Genomic DNA, 21,000 nt, shown 5'->3' on the forward strand with positions numbered 1-21,000 from the left:
TCCCGTGGCTTGTCATGATGCGTCGGAGCGTCCTTTGTCTATCTTATTCATCACCCAGTTTACTATCGAAGAGTAAGCGCTGTCAACGGAGTGATGCTGTGGTGCCGTGAATGTCATGTCCTCTGGCGACTGTCCGTTCTGGTCGGGGAACACCACCATCAGGTTATGCTCGTGGTAGTGTCGGTATAGCTCCAGCGGCAGCCGTTCGAACACCGGTTTGTATGACACCGTGCCCTGTCTTGCCGAAATCACCACGAGCATGTGGTCGCTGCTCATCTGCTGCGCCAGCTGTGTGAATTCCTTCCAGTGTTCCATCAATACATATTCTGCCCTCACTCCCGGGTGCTGGTTGCGTATATATTCATTGATGAGCGATGTAGATTCTATCCTTCCGTGGAATATTATCCGGCAGCTCAGGTTTTCAGCCAGTCTCGCCAGCCTCTCTATCCAGCGGTAGAAACCCTGTTCGAACTCCACTCTCGACGGCACCGCCACAAGAATCCTCCTCAGCGTGTTCAGCGGCCTGTTGCACCGGCATAGTATAATCTGCCTGTTCAGCTGGTTCACGAGGTCTGGTGTGAATATCCCCCAGAACTTGTCGCCGTCGGTCTTCTTCTCGTGCAGTCCCATTATTATTTCCGATGCGTCATACTCCTTGAAGGCGTGTATGATGCCGTTTGTGATGTTTGTGGCGAGCCGGCTCTGCGTGAGCATCCTCACGTCTACGGCACTTGCCATCTTCGCCGCTTCCTCCAGTGTGCGCTTTCCGAGCGCCTGGAATTTCTGGCTGTTCTCGTCGTCATACACCACGTTGAGACCTATCAGTCCGCGGTTCAGCTTGTTGTTGTGCATCATGAGCGCCATGCTCATCAGCGTCTCTATCTGTCCGCCCGATCTCAGCGGCACGAGAATCTTCTCGTCGTCGTTCTTCCCTTCGCTTTCAGACGCCAGTCCCTCGGTCAGCGTTATCTTCTGCGAGGCGTTGTCGGTCATCATCGATCCGAAGACACACGTGAAGAGAATCATTATCACCACGGCGTTGAGCATGTCGGAGTCAACGAGATATTCGCCCGGTGTGGTCTGCAGTTTCATTCCCACCATCACGATGGCGATAGATCCGGCGGCATGCGACGATGTGAGTCCGAACATCATGTTGCCGTTAGACCATGGCATCCTGAACACGCCCTTCATGACGTATGCCGCCAGTCCTTTGCCCAGCGTGCCGAAGAATATGATGCAGAATATCACGAAAACAGTGTGCCATCCAGTGAACAGCACCCTCACGTTTATCAGCATTCCCACTCCGATGAGGAAATATGGTATGAAGAGCGCATTGCCCGTGAACTCCAGTCTGTTCATCAGCGGTGACACGTGGGGTATGTAGCGGTTCAGAATCAGTCCGGCGAAGAACGCTCCGAACACGCCTTCCAGTCCGATGAACCCCGATACCGCCGCACTGAGGAACATCAGCGCCATCACGAAAATATACTGCGCCACGGCATCCGAATACCGCCTCAGAAACCATCGTGCCATCCTCGGCAGCAGCATTAGTCCGCCTGCCACAAACAGGAATATCTTCAGCAGGAACAGGCACCAGAATCCCACTCCGGCACCGCTGCCGAACGAGCCCACTATGGCTGCCAGCACCACCAGCGCCAGCGTCAGGGCTATCATCGAAGCCCCCACACACAGTGTCACGCTGACATGTCGCTGCAGTCCGTATTTGCATACGATAGGGTAGGCGATGAGCGTGTTTGATGCCATGATGCTGCTGATGAGCAGCGTTGCCGTGGGGTTATAGTTGAGCAGGTAGCTGCTCGCCCAGTAGGTCAGTGCGAAAGGCAGCAGGAAGGTGAGCAGTCCGAACAGCGCCACCTTCTTGCCGTTGCTCTTCAGTCCCTCGATGTCCATCTCCAGTCCGGCGAGAAACATGATATAGTAAAGTCCCACCTTCCCGAACAGTTCGAAGCTGCTGTCGCGCTCCAGAATGTTCAGACCGTATTTGCCCACTACCACACCTGCGAGCACCATTCCCACGATGTGCGGAATGCGCAGTTTCCCCATCACGATAGGTGCCGCGAGGATTATGAAGAGCACGACGAAGAAAATCATCGTCGGGTCTGTAATAGGCAGGTAATTGAAAGTATCCGGTATCATAATGCACTAAATTTAATGCAAAGGTGCAAAAAAAATGTTAGAATTGGCGAGATGTACATCGAAAGTTGTAATTTTGCAATAATAATTAAGATAAACGTGCGATTATTAAACACAAATCAAATTAAAAAGTAGATATGAAAGTAGCAATAGTAGGCGCAAGCGGTGCCGTGGGGCAGGAGTTCCTGCGTATCCTTGCTGAGAGAGATTTCCCTATGGACGACCTCGTGTTGTTCGGTTCTGAGCGTTCGGCAGGCAGAAAATACACCTTCAAGGGCAAGGAATATGAGGTGAAGCTTCTTCAGCACAACGATGACTTCAAGGATATCGACATCGCCTTCACCTCGGCCGGCGGCGGCACATCAGAAGAGTTTGCCGGCACCATAACGAAATACGGTTGCGTGATGATCGACAATTCCAGTGCCTTCCGCATGTGCGACGACGTGCCTCTGGTTGTGCCTGAAGTGAATGCCGAGGATGCCCTGAAGCGTCCGCGCGGCATTATCGCCAACCCCAACTGCACCACGATAATGATGGTGGTGGTGCTGAACCCCATCGACAAGCTGAGCCACATCAGAAAGATACACATCGCCTCATACCAGAGCGCTTCGGGAGCAGGAGCGGCTGCCATGGCGGAGCTGGAGCAGCAATACAGGGACATCCTGGAGACGGGCAGCACCACACACGTGGAGAAATTCCCTCATCAGCTTGCCTATAACGTGATTCCGCAGATAGACAAGATGACTCCTAACGACTATACCAAGGAGGAGATGAAAATGTATAACGAGACACGCAAGATAATGCACTCCGATGTACGCACGAGTGCTACCTGTGTGCGCGTGTCGTCATTGCGCTCACATTCAGAGAGCGTGTGGTTCGAGACCGAGCGTCCGCTCACCGTGGAGGAAATCCGCGAGGCACTGAAGGCAGCGCCGGGAGTGACCCTCGAAGACGACCCTCAGAACTATGTATATCCGATGCCTCTGGAGAGTGCCGGCCACGACGATGTGTATGTGGGCCGTGTGCGCAAGGATCTTGCCGACGACAACGGCAACACCCTGTGGCTCACCGGCGACCAGATTCGCAAGGGTGCCGCACTGAACGCCGTTCAGATTGCCGAATATCTCATCAAGGTGGGCGACGTGAAGTAACGGGCTCGCCTGCTTGCAGAAACAACTGATTCTGAAAAGGAATTGAAATGAAAGACATATTGCGACTTTCCGATCTCACGATCGGATATGGCAAGACGACAAACAGGCGAGTGGTGATGCAGGGTATTGAAGCTGCCCTGCATCCCGGTCGCCTCACTTGTCTTATTGGCGACAACGGAGTGGGAAAGTCCACCCTGCTGCGCACCATCTCCGCCTTCCAGCCTAAGCTCGGCGGAGAGATAATGCTTGGCGAGAGAGAGATTGACTCGTTCACCCGTCAGGAACTGGCGAGGCTCATCGGAGTGGTGCTCACGGAGCGGCCGCAGGTGCAGAACCTCACCGTGTTTCAGATGGCTGCTATGGGGCGCAGCCCGTACACGGGATTCTTCGGACGCCTCAGCGACGACGACAGGCGCATAGTGGGCGAGAGCCTGCGTATGGTGGGCATAGAGCATCTTGCCGGACGCATGGCAGGCACACTGAGCGACGGTGAGCGACAGAAGATGATGACGGCGAAGGCTCTGGCGCAGCAGACCAGCGTGGTGTTTCTCGACGAGCCTACGGCTTTTCTCGACTATGGCAGCAAGGTGGAGACACTGCAGATGCTCCGTTCGCTGTGTCATGACAACGGCAAGACGATACTCCTCTCCACACACGACCTCGAACTGGCCCTGCAGATTGCCGACGACCTGTGGGTGATGACTCATGAGCGGCTCATCACCGGACCTACCGCCGCCCTCGCCGCCGACGGCACCCTGTCGCGGTTTATCGACAAGCGCGGCATCCGCTTCGATCCCACCACGATGACGATACGTGTGGTGGCGGAATAGCTTACCCTTTTTTTTACTTGTTTTACTGAAATTGGAAGCCTGACTGTGGCAAATGGTCAGGCTTGGAATCCCTCAACGGTAATTGACTGATTGGGGTAGGAAAATAGATGCGAAATCTGCCCAATTCCGATATATATTCCTTGTTTTTTAATATCATATATTTCGATTGGTCATTTTTTTTCATTACCTTTGCCAGCACAATTTGGTACGAAGACAATTTCGATATTTTACTGATGAGGAAAGAGAAGACCCTCGTTCAGACTACTAAGAAGTATATAAAAAATTAATTTACAAACAAAATTCAGTTATCTGTTTATGAAGAAAGAAGAGCAATCTTTTGGCTGCGGCATATCCATGTCGCAGAAAGGACATGCCCTGTCTGGATGGATTCTGCGTATTGTCCCTCTCTTCGCTATGCTTTTCGCCACAGTGGTGGCAAAGGCGGCGGGCGACGGCGACGGCGTGAAGTTCAATCCGGGGGTGAGGTATTCGCAGTGGGCGATAAACTCACGTCTGCATGATTTCTATGGCAACACGAAGTTATTTGGGTTTGATGTTTATGACGCCAATAACACAAAGAAGTCTACGGTGCAGTGGAAGAACGACAAAAAAGCCAACATTGACAAAAGCTTTGATTACGTTGCCGGTCTTGTGGCAAAGGCAACACTCGAGGCGGCGGATTATTACGCAGGTTTCGACTGGTCGAAGCCATGGTTCTATTCTGCACAGGCATTTGCTGCAGAAGTGACATATTCAAATGATTCGAAGCCGACACTTGACGCTATGAATGCCGTCAAGATGTATTTCCCTATTCTTTCGAGCAGTCTGAAGAGTGACAACGTGGTCAAAAAAGCGAACACCGCTCTTGCCAATCTTGCCAATGATATGAAGAATTATAATACTAACTACTCTATCGGCGGTTCGAAATCTACTCTAAACGAAGGAAATGCAAGTGATGCACAGAAGCAGATGTTCGGTGGCTGGTTCCACAAGTCGTCAGACTATGTTGACCAGATGTGGCTCGATGGCGCATATATGGGTAGTGCCACGCTGGCACAGCTTACAGGCTATTTGGGCGACGACAAGAATATCTTCGGAAGCAAGGAGGCTGACTGGAATATGGTGGCCAAGCAGCTCAATATCGTATGGAACCAGTGTTGGGATTCCAATAAACAGCTTATGTATCACGCTTTCAGCGCAACGGGCGATGCTAAGGCTTCAACAGAGACTAATAAAACATGGGCTGGTATCAGCAACAGTGCCGATGCTCCTGTTTATCACTCTGCCGCTTTCTGGGGGCGTGCTAATTCGTGGTATTTCTTTGCCTTGGTTGACGCTCTTGAGGCAATGAAGAACGACAATCAGGAGAATACCGAAAACTATAAAACCTTGAAGAGCCATCTTGATTCCTTTGCCGCTGGAATCGTAAAGTGGCAAGACCAGACAACTGGCGGTTGGTATCAGGTGATGGACGAGAAAGGTGATTATAAAGCAAGCAATTATAATTCTAGCTATCGTTGGACTACCTCTTACAATAATTATATTGAGACATCCGCTACAGCAATTTTCTCTGCAGCCCTTTTCAAGGCTGTCCGCTTGGGATTGCTCGGAGACACATACAAGGAAGCCGCCAAAAAGGCATTTGAAGGAATCGTGAACAATTTTGTCGCTCCAAAGGCTGACGGTACTATAAATATATGGAGTAGCTCCCGTTCTGCGGGATTGGGTGGTAAAAACTATCGTGACGGTTCGAAGATTTACTATATTCTTGGCACGGATACAAAAATTGTGACAAAGGAAGACAACCTCACCGAGGGCAAGGTGCTCGGCGGTTTCATCATGGCGGCAACAGAATATGAGCGCGCTTATCAGAATCAGGACGGTAGTGCTCAGATTCTCTTCTCTTATGACCTGCAGCCTTCTTACGATTTGACGCAGTCGGCTGCTACGGCTCCCAAAGTGGAGGTGTGTGGCACAGATGCAGCTAATGCGACATACCAGTGGTATGACGCTACGACAAACACTGCCGTTGAGGGAGCTACGAAGGCTCAGTTTACTCCTCAGACCACAGGCAACTATTACTGCGAGGCTACTGTGGGCAGCACAAGCATAAAGACGAGTGCGACGAATATCAAGGTTAATTCCAACTCTTCTGCCGACAAGCAGAAATTCACCGTCACTGCTACGGCAGAAAACGGAACAGTGGAAATCAAGGACGGCGCCGGCAATGTGGTGACCTCCGGAACACAGGTGGAGGAGGGCACCAAGCTGATCTTCACCGCTAAGGCAAACACTGGATATGTGTTTGACAGCTGGACGGCAACCGGTGGTGAGGCATCCGACAATGTATATACCATCAGTTCCATCGCTGCCGACGTCAACGTGAAGGCTAATTTCAAAAAGGAAAATACTGGAGGTGGCGATACCATGGAGACGACATTGTTTTCGATGGTGACTACGACTACAAATAAAGTCAGAGTAGCTAGCAAGACTATACAAACTCTGGATAACTATGCTAATATTACAGGAGGAAGCGCAGTATTGTATAATGGTCATGATACAGATGAAAAGGAAATGATTTCCAGTACTGATGGCGTGAAGCTTAATGGCAGCAACATGTCATATATGAAAGTCACTCTCAACAAGCCGCTTGCCAAAGGAGATGTAATCGCAGCGCCGGATTGTGGTTCTCCCTTCTATGTTACCTCGGCTGATACTAAAACTACAGATGCACCGGAGGTAAATGCTACTGGCTTTACTATTCCAGAGAATAGTGATTTGATTGGAAAGACCGTGATTTATTTCTGGAGAGGAAAAGGCAAGTCCATCACCATCACCCGCAAGACCACTACTCCGACGACCTCTCCGTTGGTTATTGCAGTGGAAGACGTGGAGATGAATGTCACCGACGAAGAGACACGGCAGCCGGAAGTGAAAGTGTATGGCATTGGCGACAAACTGCTTACTCTCGACACAGACTATAAACTGTCTTTCTCTACCGACAACGACAATGTGACCATCAATGACAAAGGTGTGTTCACGGCGGCTGGAAGCCAGTTCAATTATACTGAAGGCGTCACCACCGTTACCGTTACGGCTACACCGTCGGCAGCGCTTGCCGGACAATATACCAAAGCAACAGAGAACTTCACGTTCACCGTGAGGAAGGGCAAGATGAAGCCCGTGTTCATGCCTGCATTCAAAGGCGCTACCATCAAGGTGGCAAAGGGTACGAAGAAGACCATCGAGGTGCCTCTCAATTATGGAGGAGAGAACGTGAGCGGATATTTCGATGTGGAATACTCTTGCTCTCCTTCGTTAAAGCTGACAAACTCGAATAACACGATGACATGCACCTTCAGCACAGTAGGTACATACACTATAACTGTCAGCGCCACTCCTAAAATCATCAATCAAGGCAAAGACGATGAGTTCAACTATGCTGATGAGTATGACGCTCCGGATGCTGTGACATTCACCGTTGACGTGAAAGATACTTATACCGTTCCTAAAGTCACTCTCAATCCTTCTGCCGACAAGACAATCTATGTTGGCGAAGTAGTGGATGCTCCAGCTGTAAGCGTTACTGATGCACAGGGTACGGCAATCGACAAGAGCAAATACACTATGGAGTGGACATCCTTCGCACCCGACGTTTGTAAGGTGGATGCCACAACGGGCAAGATTGAAGGCGTGAGCGTCGGCGACAAGTTGAAGATACAGCTGAAAGTGAGCGGAGATGGCTTTGAGGATGTGTTCGCATATCTCCTCGTTTCTGTTGACGACCCAGCGAAATATCGCGTGAAGGCTCCTGGTTCGGGAGTGACATACAGTCCGATGACACCGTTCTTCAATGGGGACAATACCCTCGCCGTGACTCTCGGCGGATGGAGCTTCACCGACCGCGACACGGCTCCCGTGTCGAAAGAGGGACTCACCTATGGCGATAAAAACAAATGGGCTGATGACTCTTCTAAGGCAACCTGGGTTATCAAGGGCTTCGACTATTATCTCCCCGGTCTCACATGTCAGAATGCTCGTCAGGAAGACGGTGCCTGTCCGTTGCCAAGCGAGACGCAGTGGTATGACGGAAAACTGCAGAAGGTAAAGGGCGGCACGGTAGATCCGATGTTCTATGTGCCATGCTCGGGAGCATATCTCACGGTGGAGCCAAAGACCAACGGAAAGGTCAGCGTCAGCGTGTTCCAGAACGGAGTGTTCGACAAGTCGGGTGGCGTCTACGCCTATCGTCCGCAGCGCCGTGTGTTCGTGTTGGACGAGGCGGGAAAGGTGGTGGCTTCTGAGGCAACTATCAGCGCTACCGGCGGTAAGCTCTCTGTGGCAGACAAGAAGGCTACCGACAAACTGGCAAATCCATACGATATAACAAACTATCCTTGTAATATCACTGGACTTGCAACCGGTCCTGCCACAACGGGTGGCGGAAAGGACAGCAATCCTTCTCCTAAAGTGGAGGAAGTTATGAAGCATTTCCGCGGCATGACATCCTTTGTGATGACAGAAGCTGGATTCCAGAACAACGTGTATGAGAGCAACATCGACAACAAGGACACGTGGGGCGAATCAGCCACGCCAAACAAAGGTGCCGACGATAATGTGATGGGTTCTCACGGATGGTCGGTGCTGGTGGATGCGGCTGTGACTTACACCTTCGATGTGAAGGCTGGCAAGACATATTATATATATAACTATGGTTCGAAACTCGGTTTCTATGGATTCTCATTTGATGAGGCTAAGGGACAGACGGTGAAAAACTATGAATTTGATGAGGCTGCTGCAAACACCATCGAACTGACCAAGGCTGGCGAACTCGCCACGGCGAAGGTTAACCGCGCAATGAAGGCTGGCGTGTGGACAACATGCGTGCTGCCGTTCAGCCTGAACAAGCAGCAGGTGGATGCCATATTTGGAAAGACTTACGACAGGGAAACTTCCGACGGAACGCAGATTCTGTATTTCGACCGTGTGGAAGGAACGAAGGCGATTTTCGTGCGCCATGCCTACAACAATATCGTAGCTGGCAAACCGTTCCTCATCAAACCGGCACAGGATGTCGCCTCTATCAATACGGCAGAGGTGAAAGGCTATCCTTACGTGACGATAGAGAACACTCAGCCGGCAGAATGGTGCAAGGGCAACGGATATGTATGGATGTCGAGCTACAGCAACGACCTGACGGTGAAGGAGGGCGACTGCTTCATCAGCAACAACGACGGTTCGTTCAAGAATTTCATCGGCGACCCGGGCACGCTGAAGGGCTTCCGTGGTTATCTCAAGAATATCGGCACCAACGGAGTGTCTGAGGCAAAGAAACTCACCGTGGGCATGGGCAGCAATGTGACAACCGACGAGACTTCGGCAATCGACGGTATCTTGATCGACGGCGACATGCCGGCTGACAGCGTCACCGCAGCAGACGGTAAGGTGTATAATCTCAACGGACAGGTTGTGGCAACCTCATACCGACAGTTCCAGGCATTGCCCGGCGGCGTGTATGTGGTTAACGGAAAGAAAGTAGTGAAGTAAGCAAGCTCCAGAATACTTGTAGCAAACAAGTTTCTGGATAACTTGAAGTAACAAGTTCTGAATACTTGTAGCAGCAAGTTCTGGCAACTTATCGCAGTCAAGTTCTTACAGCTTGTAGAAACTAATAATAAATGTAACAATGAACAAGAAAACATATATCACCCCACAGACCACGCTCGTGAAATGTCATATCGAGGGCGTGATGCAGCAATTGTCAAAGACAGGTGGAGAAAGTAAAGTGGACCCCAACACACCAATCGCCCCTCCACAGGGCGGCACTGGTGGAAGTGACGAATTGAGCAAGGAGAACTCCGGTCTCCTTTGGGACTATTAGTCCCGCTTCTTTTTCTTTTTGTCGGCATCATGCCGGGATAGGGTAGCTCACAGCTCCCTATCCGCATGATGTCCATGCAAGTCGCTATGACTGAACGGCATAATCTCCGTTAGTGTATCAGATGCCGTAATGTCAGTTTATCCATTAGATGGTGTAATGTCTGTTTAGTGTATCAGACGTTGTAATGTCAGTTTATACATCAGACGTTGTAATGTCTGTTTAGTGTATCAGACGTTGTAATGTCTGTTTAGTGTATTAGACGTTGTAATGTCTTTGACTCTAAAATAAATAGCGCAATAAATTTTGTCAGGTGGAAAACATTCCGTACCTTTGCACCGCAAAATTGCGCTTGTGGCGAAATTGGTAGACGCGCCAGACTTAGGATCTGGTGTCTCGCGACGTGTAGGTTCGAGTCCTATCAGGCGCACCATAAAGAATCCTAACTGCTTGATATTGAGCAGTTAGGATTTTTGCTTTTATGAAATTGCCAACATTTTGCCAACATAATTCGTCGCTAATTTGTTGTGGTTGGCAAAGTTTATGTTGTTTTCATCCGTATTTCTCATATTTTCATTGCATTTCACTTGACATCACCCATATTATGAGTCGTCAAATGACACCCTATAGCCAGATAGGTTAGCTCACATATTCTATAAATTGATGTATACATCATCTATTGGGCACAAAAATCACTATCTTACATAATAATTCAACACCTTTATTCGTTATTATAACAGAAAGTACGTACTTTTGCAAATCCAAACAATTATACGCAAATATGAGTAAAGATATAAACAGACTAAAGGTCGTCCTGGCTGAAAAGAAACGAACCAACAAATGGCTCGCTGAACAATTGGGTAAAGATCCTGCCACTGTTTCAAAATGGTGTACCAACACCATACAACCGAATGTCGAGACACTGGTGGAGATCGCCAAATATTTGAATGTAGATATACAGGATTTGTTTTGGCCAATAGAGAATATAGCAGCCAAGGATGATACGAATAGATAATAAGATGGAACAAAATAAGAAAGATTTACTCTTTGAGCATAGAAATAAACTTGATGAGGTTATTTCAACACTCTCGGCAAACTTATCGCAAAAAGAAGTTGCTGATTAAATCAACTTTTATAGGTGGTGAGAGATAATTTAAAGGATTGGGCTGAAAAATAACAATGAAACAATATAAGTTTGTAGATTTATTTGCTGGATGCGGCGGTCTGAGTTTGGGGTTGCAACAGGCTGGATTTACTCCATGGTTCGTTAATGAAATCGTGGAACAGTTTTGCAATACCTATAAATTCAACCATGATTTGAGTGATGACCACTATTTTGTGGGAGATATTGCGGAACTCAACCTACATCTTGAAGGATACAAGGATATGCTATCAGATATAACATTGGTATGTGGTGGACCTCCTTGTCAAGGTTTCTCTATGGCTAATCGTCAACGAATATTGGATGATCCTCGTAATGCTTTATATAAACAATACTTAATATTCTTGAAAAATACTCGTCCTAAGTTCTTTATTATGGAGAATGTAAAAGGGATGATGAACAAAATAGAAGAAATCAAACAGAATTTTGAGGAATATCTTGGCGGCGAGTACCAATATGATTATGCACTTTTGAAGGCACAAGATTATGGTGTACCACAAAATAGAGAACGTTTCATAATGATAGGCAATAGAGTTGGGGTAGAGCCAAAGTTGATATTCAAAGAAATATACAAGCATAAACGCAAGCCTTTCGTGCTGAAAGATGCTCTTGAAGGGCTTCCTCATTTAGTCGCGAAGAAAGAAAAAGGTTCAAAGGGAGTAGAATGTGCAGAGTCTGGCTTTACAGAATGCGATTTCTCGTACATCAAGAATGACTTCTATAAATTTATCAATGGTGACAAGGAGATTACAAAGCTCTACAATCATAAGAATCGTTATAATAATGAGCGAGACATAGAAATCTATCGTAGATTACCACAAGGCGCAAACTCCTTGCATGAGTCTATTGCAGACATCATGCCATATAAAAGGAGAAATGATATATTCAAGGATAAATACTTCAAATTGGATGAGACGCAAATCTGCAAGACGATAACTTCTCATATGAAGTTTGATTGCAATATGTACATCCACCCTTGGGATGCAAGAGGATTAAGTCCTCGTGAGGCTGCACGCATTCAGACGTTCCCCGATGATTATGTGATAACGGGCTCTCAAAATATGTGGTATGCACAAGTAGGAAATGCCGTTCCTGTAAAACTTGCCAAAGCCATAGGCGATGGCATCATGAAATTTATAAGATGAGACATTTAGAATTATTTGCTGGCATAGGTGGTTTTAGAAGAGCAATGGATTTGCTTACGCAAGACCACATCATGGATTTTCATTGCATTGGCTACTCAGAGATAGATGCCAAGGCCGTGAAAACTTATTGTGCCAATTACCACCCTGAGGTTGATGGCGAGTTGGCTATGGGGGATATAGTGGAATTTACTAGCAATAAAAACAACATGGACAATTTGCCTCAATTTGATTTGGTGACTGGCGGTTTTCCCTGCCAAACTTTCAGCATGATGGGAAAGCAAGCTGGTTTCAATGAGGATCGTGGGCAAATGTTTTTTCATATCATTGATATCCTTGCTGCAAAGATGCCAAGATATGTGCTTCTTGAAAATGTGAAAAACCTTAGGTCACATGATAAGGGAAGAACATTTGCACGTATCAAACAAGAGTTGGAGGCATTAGGGTATCAAGTCTTTACTGACATATTTAATACTGCACAGTTCCATTTGCCACAAACTCGTAACAGACTGTTGATTTTTGCGACGACAGAACCTGTCCCTGCAGATTTTGAAGTGCAATTTACTTGCGACAATATTGCAGTCTTGTTTGATCAAGTATATCAAGATTTGGGCACATACCATTATCAAAGCGTCAACGACATATTGAGTTTGGAGGTTGATAAAAAGTATTTTCTTTCGGAGAAAATCAAACCAACCCTGTTAGCTGATGGTTCTGCCAACTTTAAGTCGAAGTCAGACATCAATATGAGTATAGCTCGGCCTTTGACCGCAACGATGCACAAGATGCACCGTGCTTGTCAAGACAACTATTATAGTCAAGACTTCATAGAGTCACATGGTGCTATCAATCCTGTCAAAACGATGACCAAGGAACAATTGGCACAGTTGCCTATCCGTAAGTTGACACCGGAAGAGGCTTTCATGTTGCAAGGCTTCCCAGCAAACTTTGCCATCAACGGCCGAAATGCGGGGGTTGCAGATGGCTCGCTATACAAGCAAGCTGGTAATGCAGTCAGTGTAAATACGATTTATGCTGTTTTGCATTACCTTATAACAAATCATATAATTCACGAATAGCTATGTTTTTTGAAGTTCACTCAGAAAAGAAAATTGGTTTCAAGAAATTAAGTCCTAACGACCTTGGTTTGAAGGAGTCTGGGCATCAAACCCATATTGGACTTTATCAGCACGTCTTGGATTTCTTGCCAGATAATCATGTGGAGAAAGCTGCCATATTGATTTATGACGACTATTGTGAAATTCTGAATTGTGACTATGGAAAGATAAACCGTAGTACTGGCAAGATGGAAGCTCCCAATATTAAGTCGGGGGCAAGAAACGAACATACGATTGTAAATCAGATTCGTGAATTCGCTTCCTTGAAACCAACTTGTGAGTGGTATCTAGTGTGGTTTGGCTTGCAAAGTGAGGAATTAGTCTTTTGGCTAATATCAAGTGACTCGGAAGATTTCCAACATGCTTCTAACATTTTCCCAACTCAGAACAAGGTCTATGATGAGAATAGTGCTTCTTTTTCGCTTGCTATAGACTTCTTGGAAAAGAAAGTGAATGGAGTTTCCGTGAAGTTACAGGAAGAAATAGAAGTTGCTTCGCAGACAGGTAAACAAATTAAAAAGTATAAGAAACAAGATATTGAAAAGGCAAACAAACTTTTCAAGCAAATAGGTTACAGTGGAGAGCAAATTATTGAACAATATTTGGAAAGACAAAAGTTAGCTCATACGATAAGTAATTACAGATGGATGAATGCCAATACGGAGTCTGGTATGCCGTTCGACTTCATAATAAACGAAGGATTGGAAGCAGAAAACTTTATTGACGTGAAATCGACTCGGTTTGACTTCAACCAGTATCTCTATTATAGCGATGAGGAAATCGGTTTTGTTCACGGCTTGAAGGAAGATAAGAAATATTCAGTTTACAGGGTGTTCGATATGGACAATGCTCAGAAAAAGCTCCGGGTATGTACGAACTGTATGAGTTATGTTTCTTCTGTCAATGCTGACATAGCTGACCTTTCTTCCAAAATGGAAAAGGTTCAGACGATACTTCAATCCATAAAGATTGGAGTAAGACCTAATGACTGTTTTGTAAACATTCAACCGCAAATTATATTGTAATTATGGACGAAATTGTAAAACATATCAATGATACTAATGCCAGTTATCGACCATTGGGAGCTGGCGATGCCAAGAATACAGACTTATTCTTAGACAATGAGCATTACCAACTCTTTGAGAGTAATGGCGAGCATATAACTGTAAGATACCACAAGGAGAATCTTGCAAAAGCGATATTGTTTATTGCCTCTATCTTGCCAAGAAAATTTGACCAATCATCTGTACATTGTGTGATTCCATATACCAAGGAGTTTGTCGTCAATCAACTGGCTTTACTTGATGCTTTGTTTGTTGAAGACGGAAAATCAGTAGAGACAATTACCCAAGAGTGGAATGCTCGTAAGGATGTGCCTCAAAAAAATGGGAAGATAGATACTCGTTTCTACTTTAATGGCTTGTTGAAGGATGTAATTTATACAGATAGCAAAGGTAACGAGTGCAAAGGAAAATTTACCATACGTAATTACTTTGCAGGTGGTTATTCTGAATTACATATCAAAAAGGCTAATGATGGTATTTTTGACATCGAGATTACAAATGTAAATACACCATATAATGATGGAAAGGAAGATGGATTGGAAGAAAAAGAAGTGATGGCTAAACCTTCTTTGTCTTTGCAGCAAATCTTTTATGGTGCACCTGGTACAGGAAAGTCGCATACAATTAAGGAGGAAACAAAGGAGTCGGATGTGATTCGTACAACTTTCCATCCAGACACTGACTACTCAACTTTTGTTGGGGCATACAAACCAACAACGGCATTACTACCTATTTGTGATGAACTCGGACAACCAATGAAAATTGGTGCGACAACATTACATAAGGAGCAAATTGTCTATGAGTTTGTGGCACAATCATTTCTGCAAGCATACGTCAATGCTTGGAAAAAATTCGACAAGGACGATAAACAGTACCTTGTCATAGAAGAAATCAACAGAGGTAACTGTGCTCAAATCTTTGGCGACCTGTTCCAACTTCTCGACCGTAATGATTATGGTTTTTCTGATTATCCTATAAAAGCAGATGCTGATATGAAGCGACAACTTCAAAAAGCATTTGCAGGATTGGCTATTGCGCAAAAAGACAAAATTAATGCCATGTATGAAGGCAAGGATATTGTATCACAAGTGTTGAATGGCGATATTCTACTATTGCCTAACAACCTTTACATATGGGCTACCATGAACACAAGCGACCAGAGTTTGTTCCCAATAGACTCTGCTTTCAAACGTCGCTGGGATTGGACTTATATGCCTATATCTAATGCAGAAAAGGACTGGATTATAGAAGTTGATGGAAGCAAATATGATTGGTGGCAGTTCCTTGAAAAGATAAACGAGAAAATTGGTTCCACAACCAATTTTGAGGATAAGAAACTCGGCTATTTCTTCTGCAAAGCACAAGATGGTGTTATATCGGCAAAGACATTTGTCGGTAAGGTTATCTTTTATCTGTGGAACGATGTGTTTAAGGACTATGAGTTTGGTGATGCTATTTTCAATGATGAGGATGGTAGCAAGTTATCTTTCGATAAATTCTATACCTCAGAAGGGAAGAATTCAAAAGTAGTAGAAGAGAAGGTTGCTTTATTCTTTAAAAACCTTGGGCTCATACCAATAGAAATCTCTAAAGAGGAAAGTGAAATAGAAGATGAGGACGGTAATACGCCAGAATCAAACAGCAGAAACTATGACAAGTTTACTGTAAATGATGGCGCAGAATGTGCCAAAAATAAATTGGCTATAGAATGTATAAAAGAATATATTAAGTTAAATCCAGACATTACAGCCCAAGAGGTTTATGAAAAATGGACTTCATTAGGCAGTATTGTGCCTCATTTCATAGAGACTAAGGAACAATTTGATTCACGTACAGATAACAGTAAGCGTTCTGATGCTGTAGATTGTTATGGAATACCTATTTATGTTGCTCGTAATGGATACGGCAGCAATGGTAAAGCAGATATTCTCATGAAATTAGTAAATGAGAAAAATTGGGGTATTACTATTAAGAAAATCATAAAGTAATGCGCATACTGATAGAAGAATATCAATACAACGTTGCCAATATAAAGAACATTCTCTATGGCATTGATGCTTTGGAGAATGTCGAGGGTAAGGTGTCCGTTCACTATGTGGGGTATTTCTATAATACTCTACTGAAGGATTGTGTCTTTATCCTTCCCAAGGTATTGCTCAAAGATGTGGTGGGGCAAGAACTTGTATTTGGGAAATATAAGCCAGAAAGCATAGCTAACTTGGATGAGAACAATCCTCTTGACGCTGTTGAGAGAAATTTTCTCTACAAGTTTGCAGTTTGGATTTATCGTGCCATTGTGGTTTACAAGAACGACAAACGCAACGATACCGATATTGTATATCATTCGCAAATAGCCCAAGTTGGCAATGGGCAGCGCAGATTGAGCAATACTTATCTTGATATTCTTCTGTCGTTGTTACAATTCAATCGTAACAACCAAAGTTTCTTCTTTTTCATTGTGAAGAACTTACATAGTGGCTTGAATAAAATCAATTGGACTCGAACCATCGGAACGCAAGCAGCCATTGTGCAAGATGGACGACCTATATACTTGAATCCTGTTAACAAAAAACGAAAAATCAACTTTGATGAAGAACTGCTCGTTATCTTCTTCTCAATTTTGAATTATATAGGTGAGACTTATGGCTTTCCAAAAGAAATCTGTTGCCAGTTTCAGTTGATAACTGGAAAGAAGTTTGAGACGTACTTGAATGGTTTCGGCAAAACTCGTTTGCGCCAAATTAAGTACAAATATTTCTCTGACAAAGCACTACAACTGTGGCAATTGTGCTATGCCTTCTTTGATGAAGCAAGGCAAGTGTTCATCACGACAGAGCAGAAAGAATACCTGTTGGTCAAGAATTTCTATATTGTGTTCGAGGCTATCATAGACGAACTGATTGGTGATAATCCATTGCCAGATGGTATGGAGAAAAAGCAAGAGGATGGAAAAATCGTTGACCACTTATTTACAGCCAAAAGTTTGATTGAAAGCGAGAACAAGCAGACCTATTATATAGGTGACAGCAAGTATTACAAGATGGGGCATGAACTCGGCTCTGAATCCATCTACAAGCAATACACCTACGCAAGAAATGTCATTCAATGGAATCTTGACATTTTCAATAATGGTAATACAACGGAGTCGGGCATTCGTATTCGTGATGATGTGACGGAAGGATATAATATCATTCCGAACTTCTTCGTGTCAGCAAAAATGGACGAAAGTTTTGACTATACGAATGATGGTATCGAAAAAACAGATCGCAAGAAGAACCGTCACAAACAAATACAATTCAACAACCGCTTGTTTGACCGCGACACCTTGCTTCTGTTCCATTATGATGTAAACTTTCTTTTTGTCCTGTCGCTCTATGCAAGAAATAACACGGATCAAAAGACGCAATGGAAGCATAACATTCGTGAGCGTTTTCGCACAGAAATACAAGAATGGCTACAAAAGGATTACGACTTCTATGCAATGAAGGCACATCCCGATGTAAATGGAGAAGAATACATCAAGACACATTTCAAAGAGTTGCTTGGCAAGGTCTATACTCCATTTACGGACGAAAAAGTCTATTCTTTAGCATTAGACACAACAACAGATGCAAACAAGGCGGAGAATGAACAACTGCTAAGTGTATTGAAGAAATATTTCTTTGTAGCAGATTGCAAACTTGGTGAGCAGCCCAATCAAGTCCTTCAAAAACCAATATCTGAGGGCTATTCACCTATCACAGCCACAACAAAGAATGGTGTATTGATGGTAATGATGGAAAACTACGAAGGAAAGAAACTAAAGTTCCTACCAACAGGAAAACTTGCAGTAGGTATCAAATACACAAGAGACGGCATAGAAATTGCCGAGAACTTACAATCCATTGGATATGTATTGTTCCATACTCGTAAGGATATCGGTCAGCACCTTTTCCGTGTGAAGAGCGTTCAACTCATAAAGTCAGTGGACGACTTGCCTGTTGGAATATACAAGAATGTCAGCACAACGGAAATGTATGTCGTGGTTGATATTGATACATCCTATGAAATGGATTCATCTGAGATACATTCTTCGAAGAAGGCATATACTCCTAATACGAGATATGATGCACAATATTCAAACAAAAACGATATTAAAAATTAAGATTAGCAATTATGGCAAAGTATACACATGAACAACTATGCTTGTTTGCGCAACCCGCAAGTGAAACTGAAGAGACAAAACTTGAACGAGCTATAGAAGCCGTAAAACGTGCTCTTGGCAATAGCGACATTATACTATCTGACAAATATGAAATTTTTGGTCAAGGGTCTTACGCAAATAATACAAATGTTCGTAATAACAGCGACGTTGACATTAACGTTTGCTATACTGCAACCTATTATTACGAACTTCCAAAGGGTAAGACTAAAGATGATTATGGTTTCAGTGGTAATGTTCAATATTCTTACTCTGAATTCAAAAATGATATTGAAAGGATGCTTGTTGCTTATTTCGGAAGGAACAATGTTATAAGAAAAAACAAATGTATTCACATTCAAGAAAACACCTATCGGACAGAAATAGATGTTGTTCCGACATGGGAACATAGAACGTATATAGGAGAAAATAACGACCCATATAATTTTTATAGAGGAGTTAAACTCTGGTCTGATGATGGGGAAGAAGTGATTAATTATCCCAAACAACACAAAAATAATGGCATTAATAAGAATACAAATACCCAAAAACGATATAAAAGATTGGTGCGTATTTTAAAAAATGTCAATATTAAGATGGCGGATTCTGGTTTTTATAAAAATATTAATATCACATCATTTCTGATAGAATGCCTTATGTACAATTATCCAAACAATGCTTTAGCAACAAGCATATATGATTGGAATTCAATCTTACAGGATGTAATCCGTTACTTTTGGAATAAGACAAGAGAAGATTGTTATGATTGGTATCAGTTCTTAGAAAACTCAGAATTTCTGTACCTTATGATTAAACATAAATGGGACAGATCCGATGTTCATGAATTTATGACAAAGTTGTGGATTTTTTTAGAGTATTAAAATGATAAGAATAAATACAAAAGGATTCATATGGGCTTCTGTAATTATTATAATAGCCTCTTATTTAATCATAAGTAAGCTGTTTCATAGCTCATTATTTGGTGATATTTCCAAGACGGTTTCTATCTTCGTCTTTGTTTTCTTTGTTTATTCAAAATGGTTATGGAAGAAAAGTCCATTTATTAAACTTCTTCCTTTTCCATATCTTGGTGGTATTTGGCAAGGTGAATTAAAAAGTACATACGAGGACGATATGACTATAAAACTGCGTGTTGAAATAAAACATAGTCTGTTTCATCCATATCTCAAGATGTATACAGATGAAAGTCATAGTATTAGTAATAGTTTTTCATTCAATATTGACGAGGACAAAGGGATACGACAAATTATATATACATATCAAAATAATCCCAAAGCTACCGAACGCCATCATAGTTCAATCCATTATGGAGCTGCCGTTTTGAATTTCAATGAAAAAGGAAATTTTATGGAAGGTAATTATTGGACGGACAGAAAAACTACAGGTACAATAGAATTAACAAAGATAAATAAACATGGTGCAAGATATACATAAACTTTTTTCTGAAGGTGAGCGCGTAACGCTCGAATGTAAGAAAGCCACGAAAGGTGTGCCAAATTCACTTTGGGACACTTATTCCGCTTTTGCCAACACATACGGCGGAACCATTCTGTTGGGAGTGGTGGAACATATGGATGAGCAAGACAATACCAAGCGGTTTGAAATCGTTGGTGTTGAGGATGCAGACAAAATCCGCAAGGACTTGTGGAATACTGTAAATAGTCGTGAGAAGGTGAATATCAATCTTCTGTACGACGATGACATTCAGACGATAGATGTTGACGGCAAGAAGATTATTGCTATCAACGTGCCTCGTGCCGTTTATACAGTCCGTCCTGTATATATCAACAACAATCTGTCAAGAGGAACTTTCAAACGCAACCATGAAGGCGACTATCTTTGTACGGAGCAAGAGCTGAAAATGATGCTCCGTGATGCCAATGAAGCCGGCAATGATGGATTGTTGCTGGAATACTACACAATGGACGACATTGACATTCTAACTTTGGAACGCTTCCGTCAGATGTTTCAGAACTTGCATCCAGAGCATCAATGGAACTCGGCAGAACACAAGGAGTTTCTAACGAACTTTGGAGGTTATACACGAGACCGAAGGACTGGAAAAGAAGGACTGACTATGGCTGGACTCTTAATGTTTGGCAAAGGATTGCCAGTCCGTGAGCGTTTCGACAATCTGCGAATGGACTACATTGATAAATCCAATTTGATAGGCGACCAACGCTATAGCGACCGATTTCATACGATGGGACTTGGGAAAACAACCTGTTCAACTTTATAAGAATGCCCGTTGGCGGAATTAGATTAGTGCATACTTAATCCTAATGTCAGTTTGTGTTAAA

Annotated in this window: 14 protein-coding genes and 1 tRNA gene; 14 read left to right on the forward strand and 1 reads right to left on the reverse strand. The window is 44.0% G+C overall.

The window, feature by feature from the left end:
• Positions 1–12 precede the first annotated feature (12 nt).
• Positions 13–2,157 (reverse strand): cation:proton antiporter, encoded by a 2,145-nt coding sequence (locus tag CCC32_RS02030; protein WP_287071939.1) that lies wholly within the window; start codon positions 2,155–2,157, stop codon positions 13–15.
• Between the two features lie 134 nt (positions 2,158–2,291).
• On the opposite strand from CCC32_RS02030, the gene CCC32_RS02035 reads away from it, so the two are divergent.
• From CCC32_RS02035 to CCC32_RS02100, 14 genes are all read left to right on the forward strand, one after another.
• Positions 2,292–3,305: an aspartate-semialdehyde dehydrogenase gene (locus CCC32_RS02035; RefSeq protein WP_044065787.1), complete on the forward strand. Its 1,014-nt coding sequence runs from the start codon at positions 2,292–2,294 to the stop codon at positions 3,303–3,305.
• A gap of 47 nt (positions 3,306–3,352) precedes the next feature.
• On the forward strand, positions 3,353–4,135 hold the full coding sequence (locus CCC32_RS02040) for an ABC transporter ATP-binding protein (RefSeq protein WP_042517374.1): 783 nt from the start codon (positions 3,353–3,355) through the stop codon (positions 4,133–4,135).
• A gap of 315 nt (positions 4,136–4,450) precedes the next feature.
• Positions 4,451–9,682: a glycoside hydrolase family 88 protein gene (locus CCC32_RS02045; RefSeq protein WP_287071943.1), complete on the forward strand. Its 5,232-nt coding sequence runs from the start codon at positions 4,451–4,453 to the stop codon at positions 9,680–9,682.
• A gap of 139 nt (positions 9,683–9,821) precedes the next feature.
• Complete coding sequence (locus CCC32_RS02050) at positions 9,822–10,016, forward strand: hypothetical protein (protein ID WP_044065791.1); 195 nt, start codon at positions 9,822–9,824, stop codon at positions 10,014–10,016.
• 345 nt (positions 10,017–10,361) lie between these two features.
• Positions 10,362–10,446: transfer RNA gene (locus CCC32_RS02055), tRNA-Leu, on the forward strand.
• A 348-nt stretch (positions 10,447–10,794) separates the two neighbouring features.
• Positions 10,795–11,028, forward strand: a complete 234-nt coding sequence (locus tag CCC32_RS02060) for a helix-turn-helix transcriptional regulator (protein ID WP_071122328.1) — start codon at positions 10,795–10,797, stop codon at positions 11,026–11,028.
• Between the two features lie 164 nt (positions 11,029–11,192).
• On the forward strand, positions 11,193–12,320 hold the full coding sequence (locus tag CCC32_RS02065) for a DNA cytosine methyltransferase (RefSeq protein ID WP_071122329.1): 1,128 nt from the start codon (positions 11,193–11,195) through the stop codon (positions 12,318–12,320).
• Positions 12,317–13,396, forward strand: a complete 1,080-nt coding sequence (locus CCC32_RS02070; protein WP_071122330.1) for a DNA cytosine methyltransferase — start codon at positions 12,317–12,319, stop codon at positions 13,394–13,396. The genes CCC32_RS02065 and CCC32_RS02070 overlap by 4 nt, the downstream gene beginning before the upstream one ends.
• Before the next feature lie 2 nt (positions 13,397–13,398).
• On the forward strand, positions 13,399–14,460 hold the full coding sequence (locus CCC32_RS02075) for a protein NO VEIN domain-containing protein (protein WP_287071950.1): 1,062 nt from the start codon (positions 13,399–13,401) through the stop codon (positions 14,458–14,460).
• Positions 14,461–14,462: 2 nt separating this feature from the next.
• Positions 14,463–16,487, forward strand: a complete 2,025-nt coding sequence (locus CCC32_RS02080) for an AAA family ATPase (RefSeq protein ID WP_071122332.1) — start codon at positions 14,463–14,465, stop codon at positions 16,485–16,487.
• Positions 16,487–18,643: a restriction endonuclease gene (locus tag CCC32_RS02085; RefSeq protein ID WP_287071953.1), complete on the forward strand. Its 2,157-nt coding sequence runs from the start codon at positions 16,487–16,489 to the stop codon at positions 18,641–18,643. Before CCC32_RS02080 ends, CCC32_RS02085 begins: the two co-directional genes overlap by 1 nt.
• Positions 18,644–18,654: 11 nt before the next feature.
• On the forward strand, positions 18,655–19,560 hold the full coding sequence (locus tag CCC32_RS02090; protein WP_287071954.1) for a nucleotidyltransferase domain-containing protein: 906 nt from the start codon (positions 18,655–18,657) through the stop codon (positions 19,558–19,560).
• A 1-nt stretch (position 19,561) separates the two neighbouring features.
• On the forward strand, positions 19,562–20,134 hold the full coding sequence (locus CCC32_RS02095; RefSeq protein WP_071122335.1) for a Cap15 family cyclic dinucleotide receptor domain-containing protein: 573 nt from the start codon (positions 19,562–19,564) through the stop codon (positions 20,132–20,134).
• Positions 20,115–20,939, forward strand: coding sequence for an AlbA family DNA-binding domain-containing protein (locus CCC32_RS02100; RefSeq protein ID WP_287071957.1), 825 nt, complete (start codon positions 20,115–20,117; stop codon positions 20,937–20,939). Before CCC32_RS02095 ends, CCC32_RS02100 begins: the two co-directional genes overlap by 20 nt.
• Positions 20,940–21,000: the final 61 nt, after the last annotated feature.

It is taken from the genome of Prevotella sp. LMAG:51, assembly GCF_008680225.1.
In the GTDB taxonomy this organism is placed as follows: Bacteria; Bacteroidota; Bacteroidia; order Bacteroidales; family Bacteroidaceae; genus Prevotella; species Prevotella pectinovora.

What these genes read in the sequence shown, in the direction of transcription:
- CCC32_RS02075 (WP_287071950.1), top strand. Translation starts at nt 13,399, where the DNA reads ATGTTTTTTGAAGTTCACTCAGAAAAGAAAATTGGTTTCAAGAAATTA.
- CCC32_RS02070 (WP_071122330.1), top strand. Translation starts at nt 12,317, where the DNA reads ATGAGACATTTAGAATTATTTGCTGGCATAGGTGGTTTTAGAAGAGCA.
- CCC32_RS02030 (WP_287071939.1), bottom strand. Translation starts at nt 2,157, where the DNA reads ATGATACCGGATACTTTCAATTACCTGCCTATTACAGACCCGACGATG.
- CCC32_RS02080 (WP_071122332.1), top strand. Translation starts at nt 14,463, where the DNA reads ATGGACGAAATTGTAAAACATATCAATGATACTAATGCCAGTTATCGA.
- CCC32_RS02065 (WP_071122329.1), top strand. Translation starts at nt 11,193, where the DNA reads ATGAAACAATATAAGTTTGTAGATTTATTTGCTGGATGCGGCGGTCTG.
- CCC32_RS02035 (WP_044065787.1), top strand. Translation starts at nt 2,292, where the DNA reads ATGAAAGTAGCAATAGTAGGCGCAAGCGGTGCCGTGGGGCAGGAGTTC.
- CCC32_RS02095 (WP_071122335.1), top strand. Translation starts at nt 19,562, where the DNA reads ATGATAAGAATAAATACAAAAGGATTCATATGGGCTTCTGTAATTATT.
- CCC32_RS02045 (WP_287071943.1), top strand. Translation starts at nt 4,451, where the DNA reads ATGAAGAAAGAAGAGCAATCTTTTGGCTGCGGCATATCCATGTCGCAG.
- CCC32_RS02050 (WP_044065791.1), top strand. Translation starts at nt 9,822, where the DNA reads ATGAACAAGAAAACATATATCACCCCACAGACCACGCTCGTGAAATGT.
- CCC32_RS02040 (WP_042517374.1), top strand. Translation starts at nt 3,353, where the DNA reads ATGAAAGACATATTGCGACTTTCCGATCTCACGATCGGATATGGCAAG.
- CCC32_RS02090 (WP_287071954.1), top strand. Translation starts at nt 18,655, where the DNA reads ATGGCAAAGTATACACATGAACAACTATGCTTGTTTGCGCAACCCGCA.
- CCC32_RS02085 (WP_287071953.1), top strand. Translation starts at nt 16,487, where the DNA reads ATGCGCATACTGATAGAAGAATATCAATACAACGTTGCCAATATAAAG.
- CCC32_RS02100 (WP_287071957.1), top strand. Translation starts at nt 20,115, where the DNA reads ATGGTGCAAGATATACATAAACTTTTTTCTGAAGGTGAGCGCGTAACG.
- CCC32_RS02060 (WP_071122328.1), top strand. Translation starts at nt 10,795, where the DNA reads ATGAGTAAAGATATAAACAGACTAAAGGTCGTCCTGGCTGAAAAGAAA.